The sequence below is a fragment of the Streptomyces sp. NPDC004539 genome, assembly GCF_040610055.1.
GTDB lineage: Bacteria > Actinomycetota > Actinomycetes > Streptomycetales > Streptomycetaceae > Streptomyces.
Genome location: NZ_JBEXLS010000017.1, coordinates 179,808 through 199,951, shown reverse-complemented (window position 1 = coordinate 199,951; position 20,144 = coordinate 179,808). Strand labels below are relative to the sequence as shown.

Annotated in this window: 18 protein-coding genes and 1 pseudogene; 12 read left to right on the top strand and 7 right to left on the bottom strand. The window is 70.7% G+C overall.

Going from position 1 to position 20,144, the window contains the following annotated elements; translation table 11 throughout:
- Positions 1 to 27: 27 nt before the first annotated feature.
- From ABZX85_RS31260 to ABZX85_RS31250, 3 genes are read left to right on the top strand one after another with little or no spacing between them, the layout of a single operon-like run.
- On the top strand, positions 28 to 639 hold the full coding sequence (locus tag ABZX85_RS31260; protein ID WP_355875814.1) for a dTDP-4-dehydrorhamnose 3,5-epimerase family protein: 612 nt from the start codon (positions 28 to 30) through the stop codon (positions 637 to 639).
- On the top strand, positions 636 to 2,066 hold the full coding sequence (locus ABZX85_RS31255) for an NDP-hexose 2,3-dehydratase family protein (RefSeq protein WP_355875811.1): 1,431 nt from the start codon (positions 636 to 638) through the stop codon (positions 2,064 to 2,066). Before ABZX85_RS31260 ends, ABZX85_RS31255 begins: the two co-directional genes overlap by 4 nt.
- A complete protein-coding gene (locus tag ABZX85_RS31250; RefSeq protein ID WP_355875809.1) occupies positions 2,063 to 3,034 on the top strand; it encodes a Gfo/Idh/MocA family oxidoreductase in 972 nt (323 codons plus the stop codon). Before ABZX85_RS31255 ends, ABZX85_RS31250 begins: the two co-directional genes overlap by 4 nt.
- 3 nt (positions 3,035 to 3,037) lie before the next feature.
- Here ABZX85_RS31250 and ABZX85_RS31245 read toward each other — a convergent pair whose 3' ends face one another.
- The 4 genes from ABZX85_RS31245 to ABZX85_RS31230 form a co-directional block, all read right to left on the bottom strand.
- Positions 3,038 to 3,625, bottom strand: coding sequence for a TetR/AcrR family transcriptional regulator (locus tag ABZX85_RS31245; RefSeq protein ID WP_355875807.1), 588 nt, complete (start codon positions 3,623 to 3,625; stop codon positions 3,038 to 3,040).
- 72 nt (positions 3,626 to 3,697) lie between these two features.
- Positions 3,698 to 4,186 (bottom strand): SRPBCC family protein, encoded by a 489-nt coding sequence (locus ABZX85_RS31240; protein WP_355875804.1) that lies wholly within the window; start codon positions 4,184 to 4,186, stop codon positions 3,698 to 3,700.
- A gap of 32 nt (positions 4,187 to 4,218) precedes the next feature.
- Positions 4,219 to 5,601 carry an FAD-dependent oxidoreductase gene (locus ABZX85_RS31235; RefSeq protein WP_355875801.1) on the bottom strand — a complete coding sequence of 461 codons (1,383 nt, stop codon included), beginning with the start codon at positions 5,599 to 5,601 and terminating at the stop codon, positions 4,219 to 4,221.
- Between the two features lie 127 nt (positions 5,602 to 5,728).
- Complete coding sequence (locus ABZX85_RS31230) at positions 5,729 to 6,847, bottom strand: extracellular solute-binding protein (RefSeq protein WP_355875798.1); 1,119 nt, start codon at positions 6,845 to 6,847, stop codon at positions 5,729 to 5,731.
- A gap of 1,160 nt (positions 6,848 to 8,007) precedes the next feature.
- Here ABZX85_RS31230 and ABZX85_RS31225 point away from each other — a divergent pair.
- Together ABZX85_RS31225 and ABZX85_RS31220 are read left to right on the top strand one after the other, a co-directional pair.
- The gene (locus tag ABZX85_RS31225; RefSeq protein ID WP_355875795.1) at positions 8,008 to 9,069 is read left to right on the top strand and encodes a LacI family DNA-binding transcriptional regulator; all 1,062 of its coding nucleotides are present in this window, start codon (positions 8,008 to 8,010) and stop codon (positions 9,067 to 9,069) included.
- A 57-nt stretch (positions 9,070 to 9,126) separates the two neighbouring features.
- On the top strand, positions 9,127 to 10,071 hold the full coding sequence (locus tag ABZX85_RS31220; protein ID WP_355875793.1) for a glycosyl hydrolase family 32: 945 nt from the start codon (positions 9,127 to 9,129) through the stop codon (positions 10,069 to 10,071).
- A gap of 9 nt (positions 10,072 to 10,080) precedes the next feature.
- Here ABZX85_RS31220 and ABZX85_RS31215 read toward each other — a convergent pair whose 3' ends face one another.
- The gene (locus ABZX85_RS31215) at positions 10,081 to 11,109 is read right to left on the bottom strand and encodes a LacI family DNA-binding transcriptional regulator (protein ID WP_355875790.1); all 1,029 of its coding nucleotides are present in this window, start codon (positions 11,107 to 11,109) and stop codon (positions 10,081 to 10,083) included.
- 378 nt (positions 11,110 to 11,487) lie between these two features.
- Between ABZX85_RS31215 and ABZX85_RS31210 the strand changes: the two genes are divergently transcribed.
- The 3 genes from ABZX85_RS31210 to ABZX85_RS31200 are packed head-to-tail and all read left to right on the top strand — an operon-like array spanning position 11,488 to position 14,621.
- Positions 11,488 to 12,855, top strand: a complete 1,368-nt coding sequence (locus ABZX85_RS31210; protein WP_355875787.1) for an extracellular solute-binding protein — start codon at positions 11,488 to 11,490, stop codon at positions 12,853 to 12,855.
- Entirely contained in the window at positions 12,852 to 13,796 is a 945-nt protein-coding gene (locus ABZX85_RS31205) for a sugar ABC transporter permease (protein ID WP_355875785.1), read from the top strand. The genes ABZX85_RS31210 and ABZX85_RS31205 overlap by 4 nt, the downstream gene beginning before the upstream one ends.
- Positions 13,797 to 14,621, top strand: a complete 825-nt coding sequence (locus ABZX85_RS31200; RefSeq protein WP_355875782.1) for a carbohydrate ABC transporter permease — start codon at positions 13,797 to 13,799, stop codon at positions 14,619 to 14,621. It abuts the gene before it with no gap.
- A 260-nt stretch (positions 14,622 to 14,881) separates the two neighbouring features.
- Here the strand turns inward: ABZX85_RS31200 and ABZX85_RS31195 are convergent, their stop codons facing one another.
- Positions 14,882 to 17,332 (bottom strand): LuxR C-terminal-related transcriptional regulator, encoded by a 2,451-nt coding sequence (locus tag ABZX85_RS31195; protein WP_355875779.1) that lies wholly within the window; start codon positions 17,330 to 17,332, stop codon positions 14,882 to 14,884.
- Positions 17,333 to 17,947: 615 nt separating this feature from the next.
- Here ABZX85_RS31195 and ABZX85_RS31190 point away from each other — a divergent pair.
- Both ABZX85_RS31190 and ABZX85_RS31185 read left to right on the top strand, forming a co-directional pair.
- Positions 17,948 to 18,064 (top strand): annotated as a pseudogene (locus tag ABZX85_RS31190) (haloacid dehalogenase); the annotation flags it as partial.
- 50 nt (positions 18,065 to 18,114) lie between these two features.
- On the top strand, positions 18,115 to 18,318 hold the full coding sequence (locus ABZX85_RS31185) for a hypothetical protein (RefSeq protein ID WP_355875929.1): 204 nt from the start codon (positions 18,115 to 18,117) through the stop codon (positions 18,316 to 18,318).
- A 6-nt stretch (positions 18,319 to 18,324) separates the two neighbouring features.
- Here the strand turns inward: ABZX85_RS31185 and ABZX85_RS31180 are convergent, their stop codons facing one another.
- The gene (locus ABZX85_RS31180) at positions 18,325 to 18,615 is read right to left on the bottom strand and encodes a hypothetical protein (RefSeq protein ID WP_355875777.1); all 291 of its coding nucleotides are present in this window, start codon (positions 18,613 to 18,615) and stop codon (positions 18,325 to 18,327) included.
- A gap of 15 nt (positions 18,616 to 18,630) precedes the next feature.
- On the opposite strand from ABZX85_RS31180, the gene ABZX85_RS31175 reads away from it, so the two are divergent.
- Together ABZX85_RS31175 and ABZX85_RS31170 are read left to right on the top strand one after the other, a co-directional pair.
- Positions 18,631 to 19,260 (top strand): ATP-binding protein, encoded by a 630-nt coding sequence (locus ABZX85_RS31175; protein ID WP_355875775.1) that lies wholly within the window; start codon positions 18,631 to 18,633, stop codon positions 19,258 to 19,260.
- A gap of 407 nt (positions 19,261 to 19,667) precedes the next feature.
- Positions 19,668 to 20,114, top strand: a complete 447-nt coding sequence (locus ABZX85_RS31170; protein ID WP_355875772.1) for a hypothetical protein — start codon at positions 19,668 to 19,670, stop codon at positions 20,112 to 20,114.
- The last annotated feature ends 30 nt before the right edge of the window (positions 20,115 to 20,144 follow it).

The following is a 20,144-nucleotide window of genomic DNA, read 5'->3' as shown; positions in this document are numbered from 1 at the left end:
AGCCCGCCACTCCTGGGAGCCACCCCCATGAAGATCAGCGAGATGAGCATCCCCCACGCCTACCTGATCACCACCGAGCCGTTCCCCGACCGGCGCGGCCTCTTCCGCGAGACCTGGCGCCAGAGCGCGTTCACAGAGGCGACCGGATACCCGCTGACCGTCGGCCAGATCAGCTGCTCGGTCTCCCGCAAGAACACGATCCGCGGCATCCACGGCACCGTGACACCCCCCGGCCAGGCCAAACTCGTCACCTGCGTACGCGGCGCCACCCTCGACGTGGTCGTCGACCTGCGGATCGGCTCCCCCACCTTCGGCAAGCACGAGACCGTCGTCCTGGACGCCGGCTCCGGGACGTCGGTGTACCTCGCCGACGGCCTCGGCCACGCCTTCCAGGCGCTGACCGACGACACCCACGTCACCTACGTCTGCTCCGCCGAGTACGTCGACGGCACCATGATCGACGTCCAGGCGTTCGACCCGGAGATCGGCATCCCGTGGCAGCCGGCCGGTGAGCCCCTCATGTCCGACAAGGACCGCGCGGCCCCGACGCTCGCCGAAGCCGCCGCCTCCGGCCTGCTGCCGACCTACGAACAGTGCCTCAAGCTGTACGCGGACCTCGCGCCGGCCGGTGCGCGATGACCACGGCACAGCGGACCCGCCGCCACTCGCTCGCCGGTTCGGCGCTCACCCTCGACAGCGACCTGATGCCGCTCAGCCGCTTCCACGACTGGTTCGCGGAACGCGCGGCGGCCCACCGGTTCGCCGTGGGCCGTATCCCGTTCGCCGAGCTGGAGGGCTGGTCGTTCGCGCCGGACACCGGCAACCTCGGTCACGACAGCGGCCGGTTCTTCAGCGTCGAGGGCCTGAGCGTGCGCACCGACCGGCCCTGGATCTCCAGCTGGGTCCAGCCGATCATCGTGCAGCCGGAGATCGGCGTCCTGGGCATCCTGGCCAAGGAGTTCGACGGCGTCCACCACTTCCTGATGCAGGCCAAGATGGAGCCCGGCAACGTCAACGGGCTGCAACTCTCACCCACCGTCCAGGCCACCCGGAGCAACTACACGGGCGTGCACGGCGGGCAACCCATCAAGTACCTCCAGTACTTCCGCCGGCCCCGGCGCGGGAGGATGCTGGCCGACGTCCTCCAGTCCGAACAGGGCGCGTGGTTCCTGCACAAACGCAACCGCAACATGATCGTCGAGACCGACGAGGACGTCCCGCTCGACGACGACTTCTGCTGGCTCACGCTCGCCCAGATCCGCCGTCTCCTGCGCGTCCCGAACCTGGTCAACATGGACGCCCGCACCGTACTGTCCTGCATCCCCCCGCACCTCGACCGGGGCAGCAGCCCGCCGAGGTCCCCGTTCGCCGGCTCGCTCCACGAGTCCACCGCCCGAGGCGTACCGGGCGTGCACGGCGGGGGCGACATCCTCAGCTGGCTCACCGAGGTCCGCGCCCAGCGCGAACTCGTCCAGCAGCGCGTCCCGTTGGACCGGACCGGTGACGGCGGCTGGATACGCGAGCCCGACCGGATCACCCACCGCGACAACCTGTACTTCGACGTCGTCGCCGTGGAGGTCCAGGCCACCAGCCGCGAGGTCCGGTCCTGGACCCAGCCCCTGTTCGCCCCCCTCGAACCGGGCCTGCTCGCCCTGCTGGTGAAACAGATCGACGGCGTCCTGCACGCCCTGGTCGAGGCGCGCACGGACGCCGGGCTCCTCAACGTCGCCGAACTGGCCCCCACCGTGCAGTGCCAGCCCCTCAACCACCGCGACGTCCCGCCCGAACACCGGCCCCGGTTCCTCGACCACGTCCTGTCCGTACCGCCGGAGCAGATCCGGTTCGACGTGCTCCAGTCCGAGGAGGGCGGACGCTTCCACCACGCCCAGAACCGGTACATGATCGTCGAGGTCGGGGACGAGTTCCCGCTCGACGTCCCCGAGGAGTACCGCTGGCTCACCGTCGACCAGCTCGGCGACCTGCTCCGGCACAGCAACTACCTCAACGTCGAACTCCGCAGCTGCGTCGCCTGCCTCCAGGCACTGCGCAGCACAGGCCCGGCATGAGCGCCGTACGGTTCGGCGTGCTCGGCTGCGCCGACATCGCCGCCCGCAGAACGATCCCGGCCCTCCTCGCCGCCGACCACACGGAGCTGGTCGCGGTGGCGAGCCGGGACACCACGAAGGCCGAACGGTTCGCCGCCCGGTACGGCTGCACGGCCGTCACCGGGTACGAGGCACTCCTCGGCCGCCCCGACATCGACGCCGTCTACCTCCCGCTCCCCGCGCTGCTGCACGCCGAATGGACCGAACGCGCCCTGCGCGCGGGCAAGCACGTCCTCGCCGAGAAGCCCCTGTGCGCCGACGCCACCACGGCCGCCGGCCTCTTCGCCCTCGCCCGTGAACGCGGACTGCTGCTGTTCGAGAACCTCACGTTCCTCCACCACAGCCAGCACACCGCCGTCACCGAGGCCCTCGCCGCCGGCGCGATCGGTGAACTGCGCGGATTCACCGGCACGTTCACGATCCCGCCGAGACCGCCGGGAGACATCCGCAACCTGCCCGTCGGCGGCGGCCTGCTCCTGGAGTCGGGCGTCTACCCGCTCCGCGCCGCCCAGCACTTCCTGGGTCCCGGCCTCACCGTCACCGGCGCCGTCCTGCGCCGCTCGGCGGGCGTCGTCCGCTCGGGCGCGATCCTGCTGAGCGACGCCGCGGGCAGACCCGCGCACCTCACGTTCGGGATGGAGCACTCCTACCGCTCCTCCTACGAACTGACGGGCGCCACCGGCAGACTCGGCCTCGACCGGGCGTTCACCCCGCCGGAGACCTACCAGCCCGTCCTGCGCGTCCACCGGCAGGACCACGTCGAGGAACGCACCCTGCCCGCCGACCACCAGTTCGCCAACGCGCTACGGCTCTTCACCGACGCCGTACGCCACGGCGACAGGCTCACCGCGCACACCGACGCCTCCCTGCGGCTCGCCGCTCTGGTCGACGAGGTGCTCGACAGAGCGGAGATCGCCGAACTCCCCTGAGTTTCAGGCCATCGCCAGGACCGCCTTGACCAGTTCCTGGAGGCAGGCCCGCTCGGCTGCTTCGTCCGGTGCCGAGAGGTGCTGCGTGGTGAGCCCGTCGAAGGTGGCGAGGAAGAACCGGGCGGTCGTCTCGGCGGGCCGGGTGAGCGGGTGGCCGGTGCGTTCGGCGGCCTGGGTGATCAGCTCCGCCGTGACCGTGATGATCCCGGTGAAGTGGTTGTCCAGGGCGCCGCTCAGATGCGGGGTGCGCAGGGCGTACATCGTCAGCTCGGTCAGCAGCTGGTAGGAGGCCGGCTGTTCGATCACGGTCCGCCAGAGCGCCTCGGCGAGCGTGGTGACGGACTCCCCGAAGTCCGCGTCGGTCGGCGCGGACCGCCTCGCCTGGGCGACCAGATCCTGCGTGAGCTGCTCCATGACCGCCCGGTACAGCTCCTCCTTGGTGCCGAACAGGTAGTGCACGGTGGGCTGGGCCACGCCCAGTTCGGCGGCGATGGCCCGGGTGCTTCCCGCGGCGACCCCCTCACGGGTCATGAGGTCGATGGCCGCTTTGATCAGTTGAGGACGGCGTTCCGCCGCGGACACGTGAGCCATGGCTGCATGCTAGGTGATCAGGGCCGTTGAGTCTATCGCTCGATAGGATCGATCGATATAAACAGGCCGTGGTCAGTGGGTGGTCGCCGCCGCCTCGGAGCGCAGCAGCCGGTCCAGATTGGCCATCGAGGTCCGCATGCCGACCCGCATGCCGGGCTCCTGTATCCAGTTGACGAGCTTCCCTACGGGGCCGAGCCCGATGGAGTACTCCACCTGGTACGTCATCTCCGTCGCCTCCCGGTCCCGGGCCCGGTCCGGTATCGGCTGGAACTCGAAGATGCTGGTCATGTCCCGGAGGGGCGCGAACCCGGTGCCCGTGTCGACCCGGCAGCTCAGCGGGACGATCTCCCGGACCGTCCAGACCGAGTCGGTGCGCAGCGGCCCGAGCGTGCGGTTGCGCTCGGCGTACGTCCCGCCCTCGACGGCGACGCCGTGATGACGGGTCACCTCGACGACCCCGGCGACCCACTCGGCGTAGCGGTCGGTACGGGAGACGACCTCCCAGACCCGGTGCACGGGGGCGTCGAGGACGGCGCGTTCGGTGACGATGTAGGAGTTCATGGGGGAGTGCCTTTCGGTGAAGTGGCCGTGGGTCAGCTCTGCTTGAGGACTTCGGTGGCGGCGCTCTGTCCGGAGCGGACCGCGCCGTCCATGAATCCGTTCCAGTACGGGGAGAACTCGGCGCCCGCCCAGTGGACCCGCCCGAACCGCCGGCCCAGCCACTCGCCGAAACCGGTCAGCACCCCCGGCGCCGCGACCGACGTCGGACCGCCCCCGGTCCACCGCTCGGCCGTCCAGTCCCGCTCGACGTAGTCGACCGTGTCGAACGCGCGCTCCCCGACGACCTGCGCGAAGGAGCGCAGGACGGCACCCCGGCGCTCCCTGGCCGGGCGGTGGGCCCACCTGCGCCACTCCTTGCCGCCGAGGAAGCCCATGAGGACGCCCGGACCGCCGTCCGGCGGGGTGTTGTCGAACATCTCCCGGATCGGGGAACCCCCGCGCAGCAGCCCCATCCCCGAGAGCCCGTCGGCCCGCCAGAACGGCTTGTCGTAGACGGCCACGCACTTCATGAGCGTCCCGAACGGGAGCCGCTGGAAGAGCTGGTCCTGCTGGGGCGGCAGCAGCGGGTCCCACACGATCCGAGCGGCGAGCGCCGGCGGTACGGCGACCACGACCTGCTCCGTGTGCCAGTTCCCGGCGTCGGAGACGACGGTGACGCCGGTCGTGTCCTGGCCTATGCGCCGTACGGGCGCCGAGAGGTGGACCCTGCCGTCGAGTTCCACGGCCAGCCGCTGTGCGACGAGCTGTGAGCCGCCGGTGAAACGGCTGTCCTGGGCGCCGCCCGTGGTGCCCGTACCGCGCTCCATCGTGCCGGGGTGCGTCTCGTCCCCGAACGTCGCGACGTACCAGAGGCTGAACAGCGCCGACGCGTCCCGCGCCTCACCGCCGTACGCGGAGTTGAGGAAGATGTTGACCAGGTCGACGCCGGCGCCGGTGAGTTCGGCCTTGCGCAGCCAGGTCTCGTACGTCATGCCGTCCAGCTCGCGCGCCTTCGCCGCCTGCCAGGGGGCGTGCGGGGGGATCTTCGCGGCGGCCTGGGCGATCCGGGCCAGGGCGATGCCCATGTCCGGGAGGGCCAGGAGGTCGGGCGGGGTGTGCCCGGAGAAGCGTCTGGCCCTGCCGTCGTGGACGTAGACGTTGTCGCCGGGGACCTCGGCGCGGTACGTGTCCACCCCGACCTCGCGGGCCAGGGCCAGGACGCGGTCCTGGGTGGGGCCGACGAACTGCCCGCCGACCTCGGTGACCCGCCCGTCCCCGAGGTCGTGGTTCAGCAGCCGCCCCCCGACCCGGTCCCGCGCCTCCAGCACGGCGACGGACCTGCCCGCCGCCACCAGCTCCCGCGCGGTGGTCAGCCCGGCCAGCCCCGCGCCGATGACGACGACGTCCGCCCTGTTCTCGTTCTGCGCACTGCTCATGGTCACTCCCGGTCGCGTGCTTCGGTGCCCTCACCGTACATGCAACTTTATCGAGTGACAATATCGCTCGCTCATATCGACTGACAGGGTCGAGTGATATGTGAGAATGCGCAGGTCGGAGCAGGTCCTACTTCCCGGGAGACAGCCCCAGTCGGCCCGGCGACGGCGGGCCGGTCACCTCGCCGACGTAGAGCGTGAGCTGCTGGCGGAAGCGTTCGACGGCGGCCCGGTCGGACATGAAGGTCTCGAAGCCGTCGAGGTGGGCGTTGGGGTAGTCCCAGATCTTGCGGAACCCCTTGTGCGGGGTGACGTCCGTGCGGACGGACCACATGTAGAAGTTCTCCTGCACCGGCTTCGACAGCCACCAGCTCAGATAGAGCTTGGCGGCGGCCGGGTGCTTCGCCTTCTTGAGGATCGCCGCGCGCTGCGCCCACGCCATGAACGGGTCCTTCTCCGGCACGACGAAACGCGTCTTCACGCCCGCTCCGGGGACCAGGGCGCCGTCCGTGCCGAGGGCGACCGCCTTCGTGCCCGCCTCGACCTGGTCGGCGGGCGCCTGCGTGCCGCGCACCCAGGTCACCTTCTGGGCGACGAAGCGGCTGAGCCAGTTCCAGCCGTACTTGTCGACGATGAGCCGGTACAGGTAGAGCACCGCGTCGTCGTCGTTCGGGTACGTCGACACGATCTGGTTCTTCCAGGACGCGTCCAGCAGCGCGTTGGCCGTCAGCGGCGGCTTCCCGTTCACCTTGTCCGCGTTGTAGATGATCGAGAACGCGTCCACGAAGATGCCCGTCCACGCGCCGTCCGAGTCCTTGAAGGCGTCGTGGACCTTGTCGAACCCCTCGGGCTTGTACGACAGCAGCGCGCCCTCCTTCTTCCAGCGCGGGAAGTCCTGGAGTGTCTGGAGCTGGACGACGTCGGGGACCAGGGTGCCGGTGGAGAGCTGGTTGTCGATCCGGGCGTCGTGGAACTTGCTGTAGTCCACGACGACGGTCAGCTTGATGCCGGGAAACGCCTTCTCGAACGCCGCCTTGTTGCCGTCCTGCTGGTTGGCGGTGTCCCCGCCCGCGTACACGACCAGCGAACCACCCTCCGCCTTCGCCTCCCGGTACAGCTGATCGAGCCCCTTCGTCTCCCCGGCCGCGGCCTTCGCGGACTTCGTCCCGCAGCCGACCTGCGCCCCCAACGCGGCTGCGGCGACCGTGAACGAACCTGCCCTGAGCACCTGACGGCGTCCGACCGGCATCTGTCTTCCCTTCGGTACGGCGAACTGGAGCGAGACGTGCGATTCCAGGAGACGGTCACCGGACCGGCGGGGCATGTTCTGCGCGGCATAGGTGTGAACATCGCGAGCGGACCGCGCGAGACGGCCGTGGACCGGGCCTGCGAGGACCGGCGGGCCGGCCGCGCGGGGTACGGAGAGGCTTCCGAGAGGTTGGCGTCGGTTGTGCGGTGGGGGCTGCCGGTGGGAGGTGGGCGGTGGGCGGTGGGCGGTGGGCGCCCAAGGAGTCGCCGCGCGGGGTACCCGGACCGGCATCCGGCTGCGGGAGGCCCGCCGGATCGCGGTGTCGGGGCAGCGGAGTCGGTTCGTGTGCGGAAGGGCTGGGCCGTGTCCGTGGGCGGGTGCCGGGGTGCCGGGGTGCCGGGGTGCGGGGGCGCCGGACCCCTTGACTCCGGCGGCGGTCGCGCACCTCGTCCCCCAGCCGGCCGGAGAGGCGGATGGGCCCCCGCGAACGGGATCTGGTGGCTGCTCAGGCCGGCCGCGACCATGGACAGCGGGGCCGCCCCACCGGGGACGGACCGTCTTGTGGGCGCGGGTCGGCACCGGCAGCGCGACGAACGTGGCGACCGCGTCGAAGTGACCCGGGTCGGCCCGAGGCCGGGCGAGCGCGGATCGGCGATGCCCAGCCGGTGGCACCTCCCCCCAGGCACCTGCCGACCGACACGACCCCCGTGGCGCACAGGCCCGCGCAGCCGACCTCGCAGCAGCCGTCCGCGATCCGACGCGCGAAGAGGAACCCGATGCCGCACCCCAGGCCGAGCATCGAGGCACCAGCGTGCGGGGGCTGGCCGTCGGCCGCGCTCTTGCCGTCTTGGTGGTAGAAGGTGCCGTCGTGACCCCAGGCCGAGTACTCAGGCACAGGCAGGTGTGGGCTGGGCGTCGGCCGCGTCCCCGTCGGCCCGGTGGGGAACGTGTCGCCGTCCCGCTCGCCAGCGGCGCCGACATTCCCGTGACCGCGAATCGGGCCGGCAGCCGCAATCCCCCGTAGGCGTCCTGGGGACGGAGGCGGCGCGGAAACGCACTCCGTCGGAGGACTCGGCCGAAGCGCTTTCACGCTCGGCGGCCAGGTGTCGGCGCCCCCCTGCGGGATGCGCGAAGATGGGCCGGCGCGGGAGGAGTGAGGTATGGCTCGGGGCAGAGTGACACTGGCCGATGTGGCACGGCATGCGGGTCTGTCGGTGACGGCGGCGTCGCTGGTGCTGAACAGGAGGACCGGGACCCGGATCTCCGAGGAGGCGCAGGCCCGGGTGTTCGCCGCGGCGGAGGAGCTGGGGTACCGGCCGAACGTCGCGGCCCGCAGCCTGCGTACCCGCAAGACCGCGACCATCGCCTTCGTCTCGGACGTCGTCGCCACCACCCGCTTCGCGGGCGACATGATCCGCGGCGCCCTGGAGGCGGCGAGGGAACGCGACCACGTCATGCTGATCGCCGAGACGCAGGGCGACCCGGAGAGCGAGCGGCAGGCCGTGGAGGCGATGCTCGACCGCCAGATCGACGGCTTCGTGTACGCGGCCATGGCGAGCCGCCGGGTCACCGTCCCGCCCGCCATGGCGAACCGCCCGACCGTCCTGCTCAACGCCGACAGCGACACCACCGCCGACACCGTCGGCTCGATCCTGCCGGACGACCGACAGGCGGGGTACGACGTGGCGACCGTCCTCCTGAAGCACGGCCACCGCAGGATCGCCGTGATCGGACGGGCCGACGCCGTGGAACGCGACCCCCGCCGCTCCCTCGCCGCCGGCCCCCGGCTGCACGGCGTCCGCGAGGCCCTCCAGCCGTACGGACTCCGGCTCACCCCGGGCGGCCGGGCCGAGGAGTGGGAGCCCGAGAACGGGTACGAGGCGATGCGCGGCCTGCTGGAGCGGCGGGTCCCGCCCCGGGGGATCATCTGCATGAACGACCGGCTGGCGCTCGGCGCCTACCAGGCGCTCGCCGAGGCGGGCCTCACCGTCCCCGGGGACGTGTCCGTCGTCTCCTTCGACGACGACCCCATCGCCGGCTGGCTGCGTCCCGGCCTCACGACCGCCGCCCTCCCGCACGAACGCATGGGCAGGCTGGCCGTGGAGACCCTGCTCGACCAGGGCCGCGACCCCGGCGTGCAGTGGGTGCCGATGCCCGTCCGGACGCGGGGCTCCGTCGCGGCGCCCGGGCAGGAGGCGACCACTTCACGCCCGAAGGTTTGATAAAACGATTTAGCCTGCTAGCTTTCCCGAAACGTCATGTGAGGGAGAGGCGATTCGATGCTGCGCTTGCCCGATCACTGGGTCTGGGACAGCTGGTACGCGCAGGACGACGAGGGACGCCACCACGCGTTCTTCCTGCGGGCGTCCCGGGCACTCCTGGACCCCGACCGCCGCCACCGCCGCGCCGGCGTCGGCCACGCGGTCTCCGGCGACCTGCGGAGCTGGGACCTCGCCGCCGACGCGCTGGTCGCCGCCGACGAACCCGCCTGGGACGACCTGGCGACCTGGACGGGATCGGTCGTCCGGGCCCCCGACGGCCGCTGGCACATGTACTACACCGGCGTGAGCCGCGCCGAGGACGGCCTCGTCCAGCGCATCGGCCTCGCGGTCTCCGACGACCTCCACACCTGGCACCGCCACGGCGACAAACCCCTCGTCGAGGCCGACCCCGCGTGGTACGAACGCCTCGGCCCCGACGGCCCCGGCGAGGGCACCTGGTACGAGGAGGCGTGGCGCGACCCGTGGGTGTTCCCGGACCCGGCGGGGGAGGGCTGGCACATGCTGATCACCGCCCGCGCCGGCCACGGCCCCGTCGCCGGCCGGGGCGTCGTCGGACACGCCCGCTCCACGGACCTCCTCCACTGGACGGTCGGCCCGCCCCTCACCGCCCCCCACGGCTTCGGTCACCTGGAGGTCCCCCAGGTCGCGGTCGTGGACGGCCACCCCCTCCTGCTGTTCTGCACCAACACCCCCCACCCGCACGGCACCGAGAACCGCCTGTGGACCATCCCGGGCGCCTCCACTACAGGCCCCTGGGACATCACGGCGGCGACCCCGGTCCCCTGCCCCGACCTCTACGCCCCCCGCCTCGTCCGCGCCGGCGACGGCCCCTGGCACCTCATCGGCTTCGTCGACGAACGGGACGGCGTCTTCGCCGGAGAACTCTCCGACCCCGTACCTGTGCGGTACACCCCGGGCGAGGGGTTGCATCCGGTCCGATGAGCGCGTCGGTCAGCTCTCCGGGCGGGCGTGCGAGGCGCGCAGCATCACCGGCATGGGGACGCGGTGGACGGCCGCCCCGGTCTCGCCGTCCAGGAGCAGTTCCACCGCCGTGCGGCCCAGCCGGTAGTGGGGGAGGGCGACGCTGGTCAGACCGGGGCGCAGCCAGCGCGCCAGGTCCGAGTCGTCGAACGAGACGACGGACACGTCGTCCGGCACACGCAGCCCCGACTCCTGGAGTGCCTGGTAGGCGCCGAGGGCGATCCGGTCGTTGAGGCAGATCAAGGCCCGGGGCACGGTCCCCGCGCCGAGGAGGCGCAGCACCTCGCGGTGGCCGTCCTCGGGCTGCCAGTCGCACTCGGCCACCCCGTCGAGCCGTACACCCGCCCCCGCGAGGACCTCCTCGACGCCGCGCATGCGCTCCCACCCGGCCCACACCCCGTCGGGCGTCGCGTCCGTGAGGTGGCGTCCGCCGACGGCGTGGACGCCGTCCCGGTGCCCGGCGCCGAGCACCACACCGGCCGCGTCACGGCCCGCGCCGACCTCGTCGGGCAGGACGGACGGCGCGAGGGTGTCCTCCGTGTAGCAGTTGAGGAGGACGACCCTGGCGTCCCGCAGCGCGGCGGGCAGCCGGACCTCGCGGCTGTACATCGTGGCGTAGACGAACCCGTCGACCTGCCGGTCCAGCATGCCCTCGACGAGACGGGTCTCCGTCCGGGGGTCGCCCTCGGTCTCCGCGACGAACAGGACGTGGTCGCGGGCGCCCGCCGCGTCCAGCGCGCCGTGGATCACCTCGCCCGCGAACTGGGTCGTCGCGATGGTGTCGGAGATCAGCGCGATCGTCCTGGTCACCGAGGTGCGCAGACCGCGTGCCGTGAGGTTGGGGCGGTAGCCGAGTTCGCGCGCGGCCCGTCGTACGCGTTCCTCGGCGTCGCCGGAGATGCGCATGTCCCGGCGGCCGGCCAGGACGAACGAGGCCGTGGTCGGGGACACCCCCGCAAGGCGGGCCACGTCGGTCATGGTGACGCGTCGTCGGCTCAAGGCGCTCTCCTGGCTGTCGGCTCGGACGTGCGTGGACCCGCGCGAACGCCCTTCGCCGACCGGCCGGGGGCGGTGGACCCAGGTTGCCGGGGTGTTACCGCCGTGATGCTTGACAGGGTCTCGGGCAGGGCTCATGCTCGCTGCTAAATCTATTTAGCACCGGTGGAAGCCACCTTGGCAACACTCTCTTCCCTCGTCGTTCCCGGGCCGGCCGTCCCGCGGAGACCGACGGCGGAGGACCACCGGAGACCGGCTGCCACAGCCTCCCCACAAGGCACTTCCAGAGCCGCTGGAAGGTGTCCGCCACACGACCTCCGACCGGGGACGACGACCCGTCCGCCTCGATCCACCCCTCGTGACACAGGCAAGGAGTGCTCCATGTACGAAGGCACGACACCGCGCACGGCGGGTTCATGGCCCCTACGCGTCCTGCCGGCCGTGCTGGTCCCCGTGGCGCTGCTGGGCGCCGCGTGCAGCGCCCCCGGCTCCGGGAACACCGCCGCCGCGACCGGCGAGCCCGCCGTCAGCACCTCCCTGGGCACCGGCAAGGTCACGCTCCAGATGTACGCGGAGACCGGGTTCCCGCTGGCCAAGGCCCTCGCCGACGAGTTCACCCGGCAGCACCCCAACGTCACGTTCAAGGTCCGCGAGGACCAGTTCACCGTCCTCGTCGAGAACGCGCCCCGCGTCCTCGCCGGCGACAACGCCCCCGACATCATGCGCCTGCCCACCATGGTCGACCTCGTCAAGGACGGCCTGCTCAAGGACCTCGACCCGTACGTGAAGGCGTACGGCTGGGACAAGTTCCCCGCCGCCCAACTCGCCCAACTGCGCGTGGACAAGGCCGGACAGCGAGGGACGGGACCGCTGTACGGCGCCGGCCTCGGCTACAGCGTCACCGGCGTCTTCTACAACAAGGACCTCGCGAAGAAGGCCGGGATGACGGGCCCGCCCGCCACGGTCGCCGACTTCGAGGCGCTGCTGGCCAAGGCGAAGCAGGCGGGCGTCCAGCCGATCGTGCAGTTCAACAAGAACACCGCCGGCATCAACTTCCCCTACCAGGCGCTCCAGAACCAGTTCGCCGACCCCGCCCAGGTCAACGACTGGGTGTTCCAGAAGACCGGCGCCACCTTCGACACCCCCGCCTCCCTGAAGGCCGCCCAGACCATCGAGAAGTGGGCGAAGGCCGGGTACTTCACCAAGGACGCCAACGCCATGGACTACACGACCATGGTCGGCGACTTCGTCAAGGGCCGGGGCCTGTTCATGTTCAACGGGGACTGGGAGTCGGCGAACCTCGACACCAAGATGCCCGGGAACGTGGGCTTCTTCCTCTTCCCGGCGGAGCAGGCCGGCGGGAAGCACGTGGCCATGTCCTCCCCGAACACCTTCGGCATCGGGGCCCGCTCCAAGCACCCGAACGAGGCCGCGTACTTCCTCAACTGGCTGCACACCGACGCCAAGGCCCGCAAGATCCTCGTCGACGTCGGCGGCTCCAGCCCCGGCGGCCCCGCCGTCCTCGCCGTACCGCAGGCCAAGGCGGGCACCGTCCTCGCCTCGACCCTCGCCGCCTCCCAGCAACTCGCCTCGGAGAACGGCGCGGTCGACTTCACCGCCAACGCGACCGGCTCCATCTTCGCCTCGGCCATCACCCCCGAACTCCAGAAGCTGATCGTCGGCCAGCAGACCCCCGAGGGCTACGTGAAGGCCGTCCAGCAGGAGTACGCGAAGGAGCTGTCGCGGTGACGACGCCCACCCTGGGGAAAGCGCCGTCCGCGCCGCCCCCGTCGTACGCGCCCGGCGGCGCCTCCCGGGGCCGCCGCCGGGGGAACCGGTGGAACGGCTGGCTGTTCGTCGTCCCCGCACTCGCGGTGTACGGGTTCTTCGTCCTCAAACCGCTGCTGACGACGTTCCAGTACTCCTTCTACCACTGGGACGGCATCGGACCCTCCCAGTGGGCCGGGCTCGACAACTACCGCACCGTCCTCACCGATCCGGACCTGCTGGAGATCATCGGGCACGCGTTCGTCCTGATCGTCTTCTTCAGCTTCGTGCCCGTCGTCCTCGGACTGCTCGTGGCGAGCCTCATCCACCGGGTCAGCACCGGGGCGCTCGGCACCGCCGCCCGCACGATCCTCTTCCTGCCGCAGGTCATCCCGCTCGTCGCCGCCGGCATCGCGTGGAGCTGGGTCCTCAGCACGACCGGCATGGTCAACCAGGTCCTCGACGCCGTCGGGCTCGGCCGCTACTCCCGCGCCTGGCTGGGGGAGTTCGGCACGGCGCTGCCGGCGGTCGGGATCATCGGCGCGTGGGTGCTGCTGGGGCTGTGCACGATCCTGCTGGTGACCGGCATGAGCAAGATCGACCCCGCGCTGTACGAGGCGGCGCGCATCGACGGGGCGGGCTCGGTACGGGAGTTCTTCGCCGTCACCCTGCCGAGCCTGCGCCGCGAGATCGGGATCTGCCTCACCGTCACGATCATCGCCGCGCTCGCCAGCTTCGACATCGTCTACATCTCCACCAGCGGGGGGCCCGGGACGGCGACGACCGTGCCGGGGCTGGAGATCTACCGGCTGGCGTTCGCCCAGCGGCAGGTCGGGCTGGCCTCCGCGCTCGCCGTCGTCCTCATGGCGCTCGTCCTGCTCTGTGTCCTGCCGATCCAGCGGCTGTCCCGAGAGGGAAAGTGAATGAACATCAGCCGACGTGAGGTGATCACCGGCCGGACCTTCCTGGTCCTGCTGATGATCGTCACCCTCCTGCCGTTCGTCAGCATGCTGTCCGCCGCCCTCCAGCCCCGGGGCACGGTCCCCTCCGGCCTGGAGTGGCCTTCCGACCCCCAGTGGGGGAACTTCGTCGACGCGTTCGACGTCGCCAACATGGGCGCCCTGCTGAAGTCGAGCGTCCTCATCGTCCTCGGCGTCGTCCCGGCCGCCGTCGTCCTCGCGACGATGGCCGGGTTCGGGCTCGGCCACCTCAAGGTGCGCGGCGGCGGGATCGCCCTCGCCGTCCTGCTCCTCGGCCTCACCATGCCGTTCGAGGCGGTCGTCACCCCGATCTACTACCAGATCAAGGACCTGGGCCTGCTCGACACCCGATGGGCCGTCATCCTCCCGCTCATCGGGCTGTACATGCCGTTCTCGGTGTACTGGATGCGCGCGCACTTCCTGAACGTGCCGAAGGAACTCTCCGAGGCCGCGCGCGTCGACGGGGCCTCGACCTGGCAGCTCTTCTGGCGCGTCCATGTCCCCCTGGCCCGGCCCGCCATCTCCTCCCTGACGATCCTGCTGTTCCTGTGGACCTGGAACCAGTTCCTGCTGTGCATCGTGCTGATCGACGACCCCACCAAGCGGACGATGGCCGGCGCGCTCGGCGCCTTCCAGGGGCAGTGGGGCACGGACCTGGTGCTGCTGTGCGCGGGCTCCCTGCTCATCCTCACCCCGACCCTCGTCGTCTTCCTCATCTTCCAGCGGCAGTTCATCACCGCGCTGTTGCAGGGGTCGGTGAAGGGGTGAGGGGAACTGCCGTGTGCGGGGGGCTCGTTCACCCGGAAGGGGGGGCCGCTTCCGGGTGCGCCGTTCGGACTCCGGCAGGCACAGCGTGGAACTGACCTGCTTCCGGTTCTGTTCCTCGTCAGCATCGTCTCCGTCTTCGTCACGTTCGCCGTCACCCCGATGCTCTTCCTCCGCAGCCGCCGCTACAACGGCGTCACCCTGCTCGACGCGCCCAAGCCGCGCCGGATGCACTGGATCGTGCCGGTGCGGGGGTGAGCCCGTCAGTCGATGCCGGGTATGCCGGGGACGCCGAGCCAGATGAACGCCCAGATGCCGATCTGGGCTCTGGTGCGGAGCCCGGTCTTGCGGCGCACGCTGTCGACGTGGGCCTCGGCCGTCCGCAGGGAGATCCCCGCCTCGGCGGCGATCATCCGATTCGTCATGCCTCCGGCCAGCAGGACGGCGATCTCCCGTTCCCGGCTGGTCAGCGCGGCCACCGCCTCTCCCTCTCCCAGGGACGCACCGCCGTAGGACTCCTTCGCCAGCCAGAGAGGAAGGGTGCCGGGAGTGATCTCCGCGGCCAACTCACGTGCCCTGGACGCCTGTCGCGGACCGCAGGCCGACTCGGCGTCGGACAGCGCCGCCGCAAGCGCGTCCCGCCACCACCTTCGGACCGGAAGGAACTCCGTACCGCCCCGACGGCGCACGAACTCTCCCAGCAGGAGCGCCTGGAAGAAACGCCCACGCATCCCGGCCACCACCGCGAGCCCCTGCACGAGACCGGTGCGCCGCAACCGGTCGTGGTTCCGGTCGAGTTCCTCACGCAGCGCCCGCTCCGCCCGCGGCACGTCCCCTCGGACGATGCTCAACTGCGCCGCGACGAGGGCCGCGCACTCCCTCTCCCCGGCGGACGCCCGGTCGCGCAGCGCCCGTTGGCAGCGGGCGAGCATCTGCTGCGCACCCTCCTCGTCACCGAGGCGGACCAGGACCGCGGAGGTGAACAGCGCTGCCGAGAACCAGAGATGCTCACCCTCCAGCGTCGACAGCGCGTCGAGCGCCTCTCCGCACAGTGCCTCGCCCGCCCGAGGCTCCCCCAGTTCCAGACGGCAGATCGCCGCCAGGCCCAGCGCCCGCACCAGCCGAGCCGACCGGCCCGACGACCGCTCCGTCCGTGCCGTCTCCAAGGCCCAGGCCAGCGCGTCGCCGCGGTCACCCCGCTCGTAGTCGTGCACAGCGAGGGCCCAGAGCACGGACGCCCGGTACACGTTCTGCGGTCCCGCGACCACGAGCGCCCTCTCCAGGGTCCTGCGGGCTTCGCTGGGCCACCCGTTCACCGCTGCCCAGCGTGCCGGCACGGGAGCCAGCGCCACGGCCCGATCGTCACCGTGCTCGAAGGCCCGTTCCATCGCGTGCCGGAACGTGTCCGCCTCCCGGAGACCGGGGAGCGGATCGGTCGGGAGCGTGAATCCGGGGCCGTGGAGGGGCTGGGCGAGTCCGACCAGCCAGCGCATCAACCGGTCGTGCGCCATGGCGGACTCCTCGGTCTCCTCCAGGAATCGCGAGGCCCGTCTGCGCACCGCGGCCGGTTGCCGGAACCTCACCTCGTCGCCTTCCGAGGACACCTGCTCCAGCAGGGAGCGGGACTCCAGTCCGCGCAGCGTCTCCAGGGCCGTGGGTGTCCCGTCCACCGGCAGTCCGCACACGGCCGAGGCCGCCGCGACGCCGAAGTCGTCCGGGAAGACGGACAGCAGGCGGCTCAGGCGTTCCTCCCCCTGAGGCCGGGCCCGGTCCGTCTCGGCCCGCGTGGTCGAGTGGCCCCGTCCGTCCGGCCCCCCGCACGGCAGGGGCAAGGCCGGCGGACACTCCAGGTCCGCCCGGATGTCGTGCACCGACCTCCACCCGACCTGCGCAGCTGCCCACTCCACGGTGCGGGGGATGCCCTGCGCGCGTAAGCAGATGTGCACGACGCTGTCGAGGTTGTCCCGGCCGAGCCGGAAGTGCGGATCGGCGGCTCGGGCCCGTGTGACGAACAGTTCGACGGCCCCCGACTCGCTCAGCGTGGTGGCGGCGTCCGCCGCGTTGTCGGGCAGGGACAGCGGTTCGACCCGGTAGACGACCTCGCCTTGCACACCCAGCGGCTCCCTCGATGTCAGGAGCAGGGGCTGGTCGGTCGCGCAGGAGTGAATCCGCTCGACCCACCGGATCGTCTGGTCGATCCGGCGTTCGCAGCCGTCGAGGCAGACGAGGACCCGGCCGGAGTCCGCGGTGTCCCCCACCTTCAGAGCCTGTACCCGGTCCGTCCCCGCCGGCCGGGACAGGACGGAGAACACCGGGGACGAGAACCCGGGACCATGGCGGTCCAGCTCGGTGGCGTCCACGTGGAACACCTTCGCGAAGCTGCCCACGGCCGCGGGCAGGCACTCGGCGGCGAGCCGGCTCTTCCCCGCTCCCGCGCGGCCCACGAGGGTCACCAGTCGGTGCTGCGCCAACAACGCCCCGACTTCACGGAGTTCACGGCGACGGCCGACGAAGGGGTCCGGGTACAGCAGCCCCTCCGGCGCCCGCGATGCCGCCCGATTCGAGTCCGGCTGGCCGTCGCTCCCCAGGGACCTCCGGCCGCGGTACGCGCGCTGACGGCACGCGTTGGAGCAGTACTTCACGGACCGGCCCCGCAGCGCCGACGCTTCGTGGATGGGCGAGCCGCACTGCGCGCACAGGCTGTTCGACTTCATTGGTCCACCTCTGAGAACGTCATCCGCCGACCCCGGGTCCCCGTACTTCACCCCGAGGGATCTGTTGAAACTTCTATCATCTAAGAGGTTCGGAGCCGAGGGGGTCGAGAGGGCCGGAGCCGGACTCGTCGGAGTGCTACTGAACTTGAATTCGTGATGTCGGTCTGACAGGGGCGGGTGCGGTGCTGGTGTCCGGCTCGAAAGGGGTCGATCAGTGGGCCTCCGTTCACAAGACTGGGCGGATGACGACACCACCAGCCTCTCCCGACAATCTCCGTGCTGTTCTCTTCGACTCAGGCGGCGTGCTGATGCAGCCGATCGGTGGCCGTTGGAACCCGCGAGCGGACTTCGAGCAGACCGTCCTCGCCCACGCCCTGTCGATCACACCGGAACAGTTCGCGGCGGCCATCAGCGCGGGCGACCACTCCTTCGCCACCTCGTCATCGACGCCCGACTACGACGACTACCACCAGGTGATGCTCCACCACCTCGGCGTGGAGCCGACCTCGCAACTCCTCGCCGACTTGAGCCGCGAAGTCCCCCCCGACCGTGTTCCTGGAGACGTACCCGGACGTCGAGGAGACCCTGGAGGAGCTGAGCCGGCGGGGGGTGCGGATGGCCGTGGTGTCGGATGCCTGGCCCGGTCTGCCCGACCTTCACGCCGGACTCGGGATCGGCCGGTTCTTCGAGGCGTACGCAATCTCCGCCGTGCTCGGCTGCAACAAACCGGACCCGCGCATGTACCACCACGCCAGCGCCGCGCTGGACCTCGCTCCTGCGCAGTGTCTGTTTCGCTGGGGCTGGAGGCCGCCGCCGGGCGCTTCGCCGAGGACGACCTGGTCTCCATCCTGGAGCATGTCGCGGCCGGCAAGCCCGCGCGCGAGGTCGTCCGCGCGGACGAGGCCCACTCCGTCCAGAGCGGCACCATCGGCTGGCAGGCCCTGGGCCGGCAGCAGGCGGCGGCTGAGGAGTCGAGGGCCGACTGACCGCGGTCAGTCGCCGAGGAACCACAGATAAAGGTGCGTTCCCTGCTCGACGACCTGGCACAACTCGCGGGCCTGTCCGACCCATTCACCGCCGCACGTGGCCGGGAGCCGGTCGAGTTCCGCCAGCAGCAACGGCACCTGACGCTGGTTGAAAACCGCATCCCCATACGGCGTCAGGGCCCAGAGCATCGGGAACTCCGCCGGGTCCAGATCCGCGAAGTCGGCCGTCCACTCCACGCCGGCCTCAGCGCGGGCCACGACGTTCCTGCTGTCACCACGCACCGCCATATTGATCATCCGCCGAGCCTATCGGTGACCTCCACGGCCCACGAAGGAATTGCCGACCGTGATGTTTCCCCAGGCCCCGGCCCTGCCCGAGGAGCTCGACAAACTGATGCGCCGGATGCGCCTGCCCTACATACGCAAGGTCGCACCCGACGTCCGAGGAGGTCACCGGCAGACGCCGCCACCCGGCGTCTCCGGCGCCACTCGGCGAACTTCCCCACCGGCAAGACCCTCGCGTCCTGGCGGGCCGAGGACTCCACCATCCCCGAATCCACCCAGAACTCCCTGATCACCCTGGAGTGGATCGGCCGCGCGGAGAACCTGGTGATCGCCGGCCCGTCCGGGACCGGGAAGTCGCACTTCACCGAGGGTCTGGCCCAGGCCGCGACCGAGAAGGACCTGCGGGTCGCCTGGTTCACTCTGGAGACCCTCGCCACCGTGATCGGCAAGTCGAAGGTCGACGCCGCCTACGAACGCCGCTCGATCGCGGTGACCAGCAACATCCACCCCTCAGGATTCGACACGATCATGCCCAAGACGCTCGCCGGGGCCAGCACCGACCGCCTCATGCACCACGCTCACCTGCTGACCACCACCGGCGACTCCCACCGCCTCTCCGAGGCCCTCGCGGGCAAGGGAGTGGTCCCCTTGACCTGACCCCACCCCCAGGAACACCGCTGGCCACAGGCATGGATTTCCGATGGCCACCAGCCTGGACATCCGACGGCCGCCCACCTGGGCATCTCAGTGGCCGTTGACACGCATCCAGCCGCACCCAGGCTGCCCTCTCAGCATCAGTCAAACCACCGCCTTGTGCGTACCTCACCACGCAAGTCGTACAGCTCGTGGGACTCAACGCTCAGCCGAACGCCCTGACATCACCTCATCAACGTCAGCCGCGCCGGCCCGTGCCCGCCGGGGGAGGGGTGCAGACCTGTGGGACGTGGTCGTAGTGCGAAGGACCACGAAAGTGATGATGTTTGCCCCTATTTTTGCTCGGCGGTACGGGCGGAGGATTTGTCTGAGTAAAGGGGCAGGCCGATCGTTTCCATGTAGGAGTTTCGATGTCCTTCGCACGTCTTTTTCCGCACAGCCGTTCTCTGCGTGTCGGCGTGAGTCTGGTCGCTTTGACCGTCGGTATGGGAATTGCCGGTACCGGTACGGCCTCGGCCAACTCGCGGTGGATCGCCGGATTCGACAACGCTTCCTTGAACTCCGATGCCCATTCCATCAAGTACAACAACTCGTGCTATGCGGTGGACCGCTCGGGTGTATTCACCATACCCAAGGACAACGATGGCGTTTCGCGGGTCCTGGTGACGGGCGGCGCTCAGTTCACGGTGCAGGCATGGCAAGGTGCCAACTGCGACGGTGGCGCGTCCAGTGAGCGTGTGACGTTCACTATTCCCGTGAACGATGACAAGAATCGGACCGGGCTGAACTGCAAAGAGATCATGCTCAAGGTCAAGAATGTCGGCATCGCCGATCCGATCTACCTCAGCTGCTCCTGACCTCTCCGCATCATGACCGCCGTACAGATA